Origin of the sequence: Nocardia sp. NPDC051052 (assembly GCF_044456045.1) — a bacterium.
Classification (GTDB): domain Bacteria; phylum Actinomycetota; class Actinomycetes; order Mycobacteriales; family Mycobacteriaceae; genus Nocardia.
In genome coordinates this window covers 230,582-240,814 of sequence record NZ_JBITFL010000001.1, presented here as the reverse complement: position 1 = coordinate 240,814, position 10,233 = coordinate 230,582, and the positions used below count along the sequence as shown (strand labels likewise).

Annotated in this window: 13 protein-coding genes and 1 tRNA gene; 4 read left to right on the top strand and 10 right to left on the bottom strand. The window is 66.6% G+C overall.

Going from position 1 to position 10,233, the window contains the following annotated elements; all coding sequences use genetic code 11:
* The coding region (locus ACIBCN_RS01120) for a tetratricopeptide repeat protein (protein ID WP_396989422.1) at positions 1 to 832 on the top strand (832 nt) is incomplete at its 5' end.
* 119 nt (positions 833 to 951) lie between these two features.
* Complete coding sequence (locus tag ACIBCN_RS01115; protein ID WP_396989421.1) at positions 952 to 1,338, top strand: tetratricopeptide repeat protein; 387 nt, start codon at positions 952 to 954, stop codon at positions 1,336 to 1,338.
* A 173-nt stretch (positions 1,339 to 1,511) separates the two neighbouring features.
* Here ACIBCN_RS01115 and ACIBCN_RS01110 read toward each other — a convergent pair whose 3' ends face one another.
* The 5 genes from ACIBCN_RS01110 to ACIBCN_RS01090 all read right to left on the bottom strand — a co-directional run bounded on the left by ACIBCN_RS01110 (position 1,512) and on the right by ACIBCN_RS01090 (position 3,526).
* Positions 1,512 to 1,988: an ESX secretion-associated protein EspG gene (locus ACIBCN_RS01110; protein WP_396990151.1), complete on the bottom strand. Its 477-nt coding sequence runs from the start codon at positions 1,986 to 1,988 to the stop codon at positions 1,512 to 1,514.
* A 12-nt stretch (positions 1,989 to 2,000) separates the two neighbouring features.
* Positions 2,001 to 2,432, bottom strand: coding sequence for a hypothetical protein (locus tag ACIBCN_RS01105; RefSeq protein WP_396989420.1), 432 nt, complete (start codon positions 2,430 to 2,432; stop codon positions 2,001 to 2,003).
* Positions 2,433 to 2,454: 22 nt separating this feature from the next.
* Entirely contained in the window at positions 2,455 to 2,838 is a 384-nt protein-coding gene (locus tag ACIBCN_RS01100; protein ID WP_396989419.1) for a hypothetical protein, read from the bottom strand.
* Positions 2,828 to 3,130, bottom strand: coding sequence for a hypothetical protein (locus tag ACIBCN_RS01095; protein WP_396989418.1), 303 nt, complete (start codon positions 3,128 to 3,130; stop codon positions 2,828 to 2,830). Before ACIBCN_RS01095 ends, ACIBCN_RS01100 begins: the two co-directional genes overlap by 11 nt.
* 322 nt (positions 3,131 to 3,452) lie before the next feature.
* A tRNA-Ile gene (locus ACIBCN_RS01090) sits at positions 3,453 to 3,526 on the bottom strand.
* Positions 3,527 to 3,644: 118 nt separating this feature from the next.
* On the opposite strand from ACIBCN_RS01090, the gene ACIBCN_RS01085 reads away from it, so the two are divergent.
* Complete coding sequence (locus tag ACIBCN_RS01085; RefSeq protein WP_396989417.1) at positions 3,645 to 4,076, top strand: nitroreductase family deazaflavin-dependent oxidoreductase; 432 nt, start codon at positions 3,645 to 3,647, stop codon at positions 4,074 to 4,076.
* Between the two features lie 6 nt (positions 4,077 to 4,082).
* On the opposite strand, the gene ACIBCN_RS01080 is transcribed toward ACIBCN_RS01085, so the two are convergent.
* Positions 4,083 to 4,256, bottom strand: a complete 174-nt coding sequence (locus tag ACIBCN_RS01080; RefSeq protein ID WP_396989416.1) for a hypothetical protein — start codon at positions 4,254 to 4,256, stop codon at positions 4,083 to 4,085.
* Positions 4,257 to 4,311: 55 nt separating this feature from the next.
* Entirely contained in the window at positions 4,312 to 5,319 is a 1,008-nt protein-coding gene (locus tag ACIBCN_RS01075) for a zinc-binding dehydrogenase (RefSeq protein ID WP_396989415.1), read from the bottom strand.
* A gap of 552 nt (positions 5,320 to 5,871) precedes the next feature.
* Here ACIBCN_RS01075 and ACIBCN_RS01070 point away from each other — a divergent pair.
* Positions 5,872 to 6,384, top strand: coding sequence for a hypothetical protein (locus tag ACIBCN_RS01070; protein WP_396989414.1), 513 nt, complete (start codon positions 5,872 to 5,874; stop codon positions 6,382 to 6,384).
* On the opposite strand, the gene ACIBCN_RS01065 is transcribed toward ACIBCN_RS01070, so the two are convergent.
* From ACIBCN_RS01065 to ACIBCN_RS01055, 3 genes are read right to left on the bottom strand one after another with little or no spacing between them, the layout of a single operon-like run.
* On the bottom strand, positions 6,381 to 8,159 hold the full coding sequence (locus ACIBCN_RS01065) for an SDR family oxidoreductase (protein ID WP_396989413.1): 1,779 nt from the start codon (positions 8,157 to 8,159) through the stop codon (positions 6,381 to 6,383). The two genes, ACIBCN_RS01070 and ACIBCN_RS01065, sit on opposite strands and share 4 nt — an antisense overlap.
* A 31-nt stretch (positions 8,160 to 8,190) precedes the next feature.
* Complete coding sequence (locus ACIBCN_RS01060; RefSeq protein WP_396989412.1) at positions 8,191 to 9,297, bottom strand: PDR/VanB family oxidoreductase; 1,107 nt, start codon at positions 9,295 to 9,297, stop codon at positions 8,191 to 8,193.
* Positions 9,294 to 10,196 (bottom strand): metal-dependent hydrolase, encoded by a 903-nt coding sequence (locus ACIBCN_RS01055; RefSeq protein WP_396989411.1) that lies wholly within the window; start codon positions 10,194 to 10,196, stop codon positions 9,294 to 9,296. The genes ACIBCN_RS01060 and ACIBCN_RS01055 overlap by 4 nt, the downstream gene beginning before the upstream one ends.
* Between the last annotated feature and the right edge of the window lie 37 nt (positions 10,197 to 10,233).

Below are 10,233 nucleotides of genomic sequence, written 5' to 3'. Positions count from 1 at the left end.
CACCCTGTTCCAGCAGATCGGCTACCCACTCGGCGAAGGCAAAGCCCTCGCCTTCCTCGGCAGCGTGCGCCGCGAGACCGGGGACTACGGACAGGCGGCCGGACTGTTTCTGCGCGCCATGACGCTGTTCCAGGACACCGGTCATCGCATCGGCGAATCCAACGCCCTCGCCAATCTCGGCCTGGTGCGCCGGGACACCGGGGATCATGAGCGGGCAGCCGATTTGATCCAGCAGGCATTGACCCTGGTCCGGGAAATCGGTCACCCCATCGGCGAAGCCAACAACCTCAACAGCCTCGCCACCGTGTGCCGGGAAACCGGGGACTACGAGCGGGCCGCCGACCTCTCCCGACAAGCCCTGGCCCTGTTCGAGCAGACCGGCTATCGTCTCGGCGCCGCTGACGCGTTCGCCAACCTCGGCGCCGTCTGCCGGGAAATCGGTGATCACGAGCAGGCCGCCGACCTCTCCCGACGAGCCCTGGCCATGCATCGGGAGATCGGCTACCGCGTCAAGGAAGCCGAGGCGCTGACCAACATGGCGAAAGTCCTGTTGGCGACCGGCGAACCGGCTGACGCGCTGACAATGTTCACCGACGCGCTGACCATCGCCCGCGACATCGACAGCCGAATCCAGCAGGCCCGCGCCACCGAAGGCACCGCCCGCTGCCACGCCGCCCTCGGCGACACCGCCACCGCCACCGCCCTCCTGCGCCACGTCATCGACATCTACCACAGCCTCGGCGCCGCCGAAACCGACGCCGCGACAACCTATCTCGCTACGCTCGAAGCCCTGCCGCCAGAACCATCCGCTCCCGCACACCGACCTGAATAAGCCTGGAACGCCGCTGATCCCCTCCACCTGCGGCGCTCCACCACCCGGCTCCCCTGCCTCGTAGTTGGCGCCGCAATCATCACCGGAAGAACCGAAACACCGCCAAGCCTGATCCGTGGTTGCCCGGCGAAAATGCAGGTCAACACCCATGGAGCGAAATTCCGGTCCGGAGATCTGGCCTTCGGAGGCAGCTCGCGACGGTACGCCGGGACTCGGGCGATTACGAACAGGCCGCAAGCCTCTCCCGACAGGCCCTGACCTTGTTCCGGGAGACCGGCTTCCGTCTCGGCGAAGCCGACGCACTCGCGAACCTCGGCGCGGTCTGCCTGGAGACCGGCGACCCCGAGCTGGCCGCCGACCTCTCCCGGCAGGCTCTGGACCTGTTTCGGGAGATCGGCCACCAGGTGAAGGAAGCCGAGGCGATCACCAACATCGAGAAGGCGCTGTTGGCGTTAACCGCCCTCATCGATCCCGAAACCGACACCGCGGAACCCGTGGGCGCCTAAGTCCTTGCGATTCCGGGATCCGTTCGAGCAGGCCCACTACCATGTTGTCGCCGCCGGCGAGCAGGTTCTCTTCGGACTTTCCGTAACCCTTGTCGCCCTTGACGAACTTGTTGCCATAGTTATCGTGGCCGGATCCTGTGATCTCCCGCCATGACGGTCTCCTAGCTCTGAATTCAATACCGGTCTTCGGGACGCCCTAATTCCCAATGGGTTTCCAGCCGCTGCATCAAATTGTCGATATCCTTCTGGATCCGCTCGACCAGCATCCGACGATTCGTACCCACCGCGAACGGCGGCTCGTCCAGCGACATCACATATCGGCCGTCACCGGCCACATCGCGCCACACCTCCACCCGCGGTAGCAACTCCTCCACGGCGTCGGCCAGCCTGCGCGGATCACATTCGGTTACCGTGAACGCAACGGTGTCGTAGGTGAGCGATCCGGGCGTCTGCTCGAAGACATAAGCGAGAGCGCCTGCGCGAGCGGCATATACGCGCAGCCCCTTCGCCGAGTTGCGCATATTTCGTTCGTCCCAACTCGACACCTCCACATACAGCTCCGGGGCACACAGCACCTCGATCGCGCCGTCGAACCAACCGTCCAGCCGCCGCTGCAGGTCCTCCCACGCCGCACGTTTGCGTCGCTCCAGCTCGGATGCCGTTCACTTCTGGTAGTACATCGTCCTGGGTTGCCCGTCGAAGCCGGGCGGAGGCTCCTGTGGCAGGCTCGCGGGGCGCCGTGCCAGTTTCGTGTACTGCTTCGCAGGCAGCAATTCGATATGAACCCGTTCCTCCGAGCTCCACCTCATCGCGCCGACATCCTTGAATGCCTGAAACACCTCGACCACTTGGTCCGGATTTTCCAGCCCGAGTATTCCGCACGCCTCATCGACCGAAGACGTCATGACCTCGCCCCCATACATACGGATCCTGTACCGCGCGGCGTACAACTGCGCCCGCACAGAGTCTCGTTCGGCTTCACCGGCTTCGGCGATCGCGGACGCGTACTGCCAAATCGGAATCTCTAAAAATGTCAAGAGAACTCCTCCATGGTCCCCGCCGGTTGATCCGGACAGCAGCGCCTCGATGTACATCGATCGTCTTCTTGGCCCTCCGTTAGAACGTGCAATGGTCCCAAGCGATCTCGTCGAGGCGAACCCGATCGTCTTCCAGCCAATCCCAGATCAACTGGGCGACCCGGTCGACGTCGTCGAAGGTTGCCTTCAGGTATTGCCCGTCTTCCGCACCGGCGCTCACCTCGAGCAGGTAGTCGGTTGCGTGGTTGCGATAGGTCTGGATGAAACCGGCTTGTCCGGCGCGTGCCACTGTCATGAACGGTCCACCGCTGACGTAGGGCAGTTTGGTCAGCCAGTAGTTCAAGTAATCGCGGGTGAGGGTGGTGAACTGCCGAGCTCCGACGTTCACATCCAGGTTCGTGTGTGCCACAGGGGCTTCGGCGGGCAGCACATCGGTCCATGGGCCATTGGCGTCAGTCCTCATCGGCGTAGTCCCAATCGAAAACCAGCTCGGCATTTGGTACGAGGGCAGTCACCCGACTGGTCAACATCGTCTCGAACGGGTCCACCCAGCGGTAGAACCCGCTGAAGATCACCGGGCGGTCGGAGTCCACTGTCACGGACAAACTTTCGCTCTCCCCCTCATACGTGATGAACACGTCACTACTTAACCGCTCGCTCTCGAGCACATCGGTGAGCAGCGCAGTCACACCCGCCCGCTCACGCTCGTCGCGTACCCCCCGAATCGAGAACGCGACATTGATATTCACCGACACACGCCCGACTGTAACCCTGTCCACCGACACGAAACGGGCGTCCACTACTGGCGAGCTCGCGACGGAACATTCGCCAGAGCCCCCGCCTGGGCAGTCGGGAGACTGATCGCACGCCAGTCCGATGTCGGCACCGCCGCCGCCCAGCTAGGCAACACCGAGCAAGTCGCCCGACGGTATTACGTCCAGCCCACGCACCAGGGTCCGGATGCTCGGGACCGCTTCGATGCCTTCGCGCTGCCTGGTGAAAATCAAGAGTAAATATAGACCTGGGCCCGTTTGCGGCCAGGTTTCGCACCCATTCAAGCTGTTCAGCGGGGGTTTGTGGGGCGGGCGGGGCTCGAACCCGCGACCAATGGATTATGAGTCCACGGCTCTAACCGACTGAGCTACCGCCCCTCTTCTGCGGTGCACCGCAGGCGTGGGGGATGCTACCGGCTGGGGTGGGGCTTGCACCAGTTGGGGCCGGGCGGGCGGTTAGGGTTGGGCGTCCGGCAACCGTTGTGGAGGGTCGACCATGTCGAGTGTGTTCGCGAATGTGCTGAAGGTGCATCAGTGGGTGTATGAGAACAGTGGCGGGTTGGTGGGGCATCGGGTGCTGTTCGGGAATCCGACGCTGCTGTTGCGGACGGTGGGGCGCAAGACGGGGCAGGCGCGCACGTCGGCGCTGACGTATGGGGTGGATGGGGCGGATTATTTGGTGACGGCGTCCAATGGTGGGTCGCCGCGGCCGCCGGGGTGGCTGGCGAATGTGAAAGCCAAGCCGGAGTGTGAGATTCAGATCGGGCGGCGCACGATACCGGTGGTGGCGCGGCCTACTTATCCGGCGGATCCGGACTACGCTCGCCGGTTCGCGATCGTCGATAAAGTCAACAAGGGGCGCTATGCCGCCTATCAGAAGATGACCAAGCGGCCCATCCCTGTGGTGGTGTTGACGCCTATCGGCTGAGCTGGCTCAGTCCCGCTCGTCGTAGCCGTCGTCGCGCTCATCCCAGCGGTCGTCGTAGTCGTCAGGATCGTCTCTGTCCCAACGCCTCCCGTCGGACGGAGGTCTGCTGGCGATTTGCACGACAACGACGACGACGGCGAGCACCGCCAGGACCGCACCTACAACGATCAGAGTCTCCACCCAGGGCACCCTAGCGCCGTGCCAGGGTGCCCGCTAGGTGCTCGACTGACAGGTCTCAGACGGCAGAATCCACGGTCAGCAGGGTGCGGCCGACAGCGGACCTGGATTCGATGGCGGCGTGCGCACTTTCGGCGTCGCCGAGCGGAAAGGTTTGGCCGATCACCACTTCCAGCCGCCCGGCCGCGGCCTCGGCTAGGGAGCGTTCGGCTAGCGCCGCCCAGTCGGTACTCGCGTCGGTGATGTCGAACAGGGCATAGACGGTGATGCCGCGCGCCGCCGCCGACGCGGTATCCAGCGCGGCGAATTCGCCTGCGGAAGCGCCGTATCCGAGGAATCGGCTGTTGTCCGCCGCGGCGTCGAGTGCGGCCTCACCTAGCGCGCCACCCGCGCCGTCGAGCACAACGTCCGCACCGGCACCACCGGTCGCCGCACGGGCCTCGGCCGACCAGCCTGGTTCGGAGTAGTCCACGACGACGTCGGCGCCGAGCCGTTCGGCGAGTGCCAGCTTGGTGCGGCCGCGCGCCGCGGCGATCACGTGCGCACCGGCCGCATGGGCGAGCTGGATCAGCAAGGTGCCCAGGCCGCCACCGGCCGCGGTGATCAGCACCCATTCCCCGGGTCGAATCGCGGCCCGATCGAGCACCGCGAGCGCCATCTTGCCGTCATGGGCGAGTGCGACGGCCTGCGGCAGGCTCAACCCCTCGGGCACGGAGGTCAGCGATTCGGCCTTGGCCAACGCCTTTTCGGCGTAGCCACCGATCGGCTGCCCACCACCGATCTTGCTGGCCGCGGTCGACGTGGTGACGCGCCTGCCGACCCAGGACGGGTCGACACCGGCACCGACCGCGCTGACCACGCCTGCGACGGCAACGCCCGGCACGTACGGCGTGGCCAACTTGAAGAACTCGCCACCCCAGCCGCTGCGCAGCCGAGTGTCCAGGAACATCACATCGGCGGCGGCCACGTCCACGACGACCTCGCCCGCCCCGGCGACCGGCTCCGGCACGTCACGCACCGTAAGCACTTCGGGTCCACCGAATTCCACTGCCTGCACTGCCCGCATGACCATCCTCCATTGCTTCCCTGTTCCGCTGACAGGGACCAGCATGGGACCTCAATCAACGTTGAGGTCAAGTCGTGCGGGAGCCATTCCGCTCAGCGCGAAATCAGGACCGCATGCCGGTCAGGAACTACCGCCACCACAGCTGCTACTGCTACCGCCGCCACAGCTGCTGCTACTACCGCCACCACAGCTGGAACTGCTCCCACCACCGCAGCTACTACCGCCGCTGTCGTGATGACCGCCGTGATGGTGATGGCCGCCCCCGCTCCCCGAATCCCAGCCCCCACTACAGCTACTCGACGAACCGCCATCCGTACCGGCGGCCCCCGCCGCCCAGTACGGGCCCGAACTGTCGTAACCCCCGGCGTAGCCCCGTCGCCGACGCCGGTTGGGCGGCACCCGCCTGCCGCTGCGGAAGGCCCCGAAGATCAAGCCGATGATGACAAACGGCGTCGCGACGACGAGCAGCACTATCAGCATCGCGAGCACGAGCATTACGACCTCACCCATGCATGAACCGTAACGGCCCACCCCGTCTGCGTACAGTGAACTGTGCCGTCTTTCAGCTTCCGCAGACCCCGGCCGCGCGCCATCGACCTCGCCGCGGTCAACGCCGCCGTCGCCGCGCTGGAGCTGCCCGAGGCCGTCTACAAGACCTCCCCCTGGCAGCCACGCGAACTCGTGGAAATCGGCCTGCGCCAGTGGCTGCGCTGCTGCGGCGCGGCTATGCGCGACGGTCAGGTCGTCGGCATGCCGTCACACGCCGTCGATGAGGCCTGGCACGGGTTCATCCTCTGCACCGAGCGCTATGCCCAGTTCTGCGCGACCGCCTACGGGCGCTTCCTCCATCATTTCCCGGAAGGCGCTGGGCCGCCGAAGGATTCGCACGGCTCGATGGGCGAGCAGCTCGGCCGGACCGTGGTGGCCTGGGCGCTGGTCGCCGAGCCCGGCGAGTCCTGCGTGCTGTGGGACCTGGACCGCAGGGTCGGCGTCGAACACCCGTGGGGCGTCGACGCCGAGCGCGTCGCGGCCATCGAGGCCGACCTGCGCACCCTGGCCGACTAGGTCAGCTTCACCCGCGCCGCGACGAACCGGCCGACCGCGGGCGCGAGCCTGCTGAAGTGGTACTGCAACCGCGCCTCCGGTGTCACCGGAACGATGCTGCGGTCCTTTTCCACGGCACGCACGATCTGCTCGGCCACCTTCTCCGGCCCGTAGCTGCGCTTGCGGTAGAGGTTGTCGTAACGCTCCTGCTTGCGCTTCTCCTCCTCGGCGCTGACACCCGAGAACTTGGTGTTCGCAACGATATTGGTGTGCACGATGCCGGGACAGATGGTGTGTACCGAGATCCCGCGACCGGCAAGTTCCGCACGCAGGCAGTCGGAGAACATGAACACCGCCGACTTGCTGGTGGAGTACGCGCTGAAACCCTGCTGCGGACTGTAGGCCGCCATGCTGGACAGGTTGACGATGTGCCCGCCCAAACCACGCTCGGCCATGGCGGATCCGAAGGCGCGGCAGCCGTTCAGCACCCCACCCAGGTTGATCCGCATGACCCGGTCGAACTCGGCCGCCGAGGTGTCGAAGAACCCGCCCGCCTGGCCGATTCCGGCGTTGTTGATCAGAATGTCCGGCACGCCATGGGTTTCCAGCACGATCTCGGCGTGCGCGTTTACCGCGTCCGCGTCCGACACGTCGAGCTGATACGGGTGCGCCACACCGTGTTCGGCGGCGATCAGCTCGGCGGTCTCCTTGGCCGAGTCGAGATTGATGTCCGACAGCACGATTTCGGCGCCGCGCCGCGCGAGGGCCAGTGCGGTCTCGCGACCGATACCGCTGCCGCCACCGGTGATCACCACCAGCTGATCCTCGAAAGACCGTGCGCTGCGGCCGACTTCGGCACGCCGCAGGCCGCGCGGCACCGTCCCGCCATTGACCGTGTCGATCAGTTCGGTGGTCGCGGTCGCGAGTAATTCGGGGTGGGAGAACGGCATCCAGTGCCCGGCGGGCACGTCGCGTCGCCACAGCCGCTGCACCCACTTGCGTTCGTCGTCGTATCCGGCGGGCCGGACCGCGACGTCACGCCCCGCGACGATCAGCTGCACCGGCACCTCGGTGTGCCGTTCCCGCGGCGAGAGGATGCGCTGCACGATATTCGCCCGGTAGATCAGCAGGCCGTCGACCATGTCCTGCCGGAACGTCGGGCCGAGCGTGACATTCGAGGGCGGTGTCTCGTTCATGATCGAGACGACGCGCTGCCACCGCTGTTCGGTACCGAGCAGCCCGAAGACGGCCCTCGGCAACCCTGGCGTCATGAAGAAGAAGGTGTAGGCCGAGGACAGCAGCTGAGTGAACGGCTGCCAGACGTTGCGCGGCGTCGGCCGGGACAGCCTGCCGCGCATCCAGTTCGCGACGTGGTCGAGGTTGGGCCCCGACACCGAGGTGAACGACGCGACCTGCGCGGCCGCCCTCGGCTCACAGACCGCCTCCCACACCTGCACCGAACCCCAGTCGTGCGCGAGCACGTGTACCGGCCGGTCCGGGCTGACCGCGTCCACCACGGCGAAGAAGTCGCCGGCCAGCACGTCGAGCCGGAAGTCCTCGGTGCGCCGGGTCCTGGTCGATCGCCCGTGCCCGCGGGTGTCGTAGGTGACCACGTGGAAGCGCCGCGCGAGCAGCGGCACCACCGCGTCCCAGAGGTGGTTGGTGTCCGGCCAGCCGTGCACCAGCACCACGGTTTCCGCGGTCGGGTCGCCGTATTCGTAGACGGCGAGCTCGAATTCGCCGCTGCGCACCGTCCGCTCGGCGGCCACCAGCTGCGGTGGTTCGATGGTCGTCATCGGTTTCTCCCTTGCTGACCAGAGGTCGTGGTTACAGATCGAGCACCAGTCGCCCACCGGGCGAACGGGTTACGCAGACGAGCATCTCGCCCGCCGCGTGTTCGGCCGCGGTGAGCACGGTTTCGCGATGCTCCGGCTCGCCGGACAGCACCCGGACCTTGCAGGTGCGGCAGAAGCCCTGGCGGCACGAGTAGGGACGATCCGGGCGAGATTCCAGGATGGTGTCGAGCGCGGAGCGATTCGCGGCCACCTCGACCACCTCACCGGTAGCGGCGAATTGGATCTCGAACGGCACGCCGTTCACGATCGGCGGTGGCGAGAACCGCTCGGAATGCAGTTCCACCCCGGGCATTTCGCGCACCGCGGCGGCAACGGCCATGGTCATCGGCACGGGGCCGCAGCAGTAGACCGCGGTGTCGGCGGTGACGCCGGGCAGCAGTGCGGCGGCGTCGGGCAGGCCGTGCTCGTCGTCGGTGCGGACGGTGACCCGTTCGCCGAATCCGGCGATCTCGTCGAGGAAGGGAATGGTGTCGCGGTTGCGCCCGGTGTAGACCATCGACCAGTCGATGCCGAGCCGCCGCGCCAGCCGCGCCATCGGCAGGATCGGCGTGATCCCGATCCCGCCCGCGATGAAATGCAAACGGGCAGCGGGTGATCCGTGACCCGGCACGGCGAACGGGAAGGCATTGCGCGGCCCGCGCACGATGAGGGGTGCGCCGACCGGCAGCCCGTCGTGCACCTCTACGGACCCGCCGAGCCCGTCCGGAATGCGCCGCACCGCAACCCGATAGGCACGGGTGTCCGCCGGATCGCCACACAGCGAGTACTGCCGCAGCCGTCCCGACGGCAACTCGAGATCGAGGTGCGCGCCCGGCCGCCACGGCGGCAGTTCCCGCCGATCCGGCGCCTCCAGTCGCAGGCTCACCACGTCCTGATCGTGCGCCTCGATCCGTCGCTCGGTCACCACCAGCGCCAGCCGATGGTCGTCCACCTTCGGCGCGAGGTCACGCCGGTTGATCATGGTGGTCCACTTCAACCGCGCCGAGGCGACCGCGTCGAGCACCCGCACCGCCCGATCCTGCTCACGCTTGCCGAACAGATCCGCGGGCAGTTGTTCGGGGACAGGGCGCAAATTCACGACGCGATCGCTTGCGCGGCAGGCGACTTCGCGAGATAGGCCACCGCCTGCGCGGTGGACCCGACCGAGCCAGGGTTGTAGCCGGGCTTGAAGGTCGACAACGCGCTGCGCAACAGCGACGGCACACCGGGCAGCGCACCGCGCCACATCGCGCCGAACACCCGCGTGAGCAGTCGCGGGTAACCGAGGTCGGGCAACGCGGGGTCCTGATGCACCATGAATTTCGTGCCGCGCACCACCAGCGTGACGAAGATCGGGAACACGAATGTCATGACCGCGGCGCGGCGCACATAGCCCGCGCCGAAATAGACCGCGACGTCGTGCGCCACGTGCCGGTGCTCGACCTCCTCGGCGCCGTGCCAGCGGAACAGGTCCGCGATGCGCGGCTCCGCGTCGAACTTCTCCAGGTCCGCGTTCAGCACCCAGTCACCGAGGTAGGCGAAGAAGTGCTCCAGGCAGGCGATCACGGCCAGCCGCTCGACCAGCGTCTGACGCTGCTCGATGCCCTCGTTCTCTCTGGGCCCCAGCGTCTTTCGGAACAGATACTCGGCCTGCCGCACATAGGGCTCCGGATCGATGCCGTGTGCGGCGAGCACCTCGGTGAGCACCTTGTCGTGCGTCTCGGCATGCATGGATTCCTGGCCGATGAAGCCGAGCATGGCCTCGCGCAGCTTGTCGTCCTTCACGAACGGCAGCGCCTCGGTGTAGGTGGCACAGAACATGCGCTCACCCTCGGGCAGCAGCAGGTTCAGCGAGTTGATCAGGTGCGAGGCGATCGGCTCGTTCGGCATCCAGTGCAGCGGCGTATCGGCCCACTGGAACTGCACGTTGCGCGCGTGCAGCGCGACCTCGCCCGGATCGATCTCCGGTAACCGCTCACCTCTACGAAGTAGCTTCATCGGTACTCCTCTCACGACTGCGTCGTCGCGCGCCTTC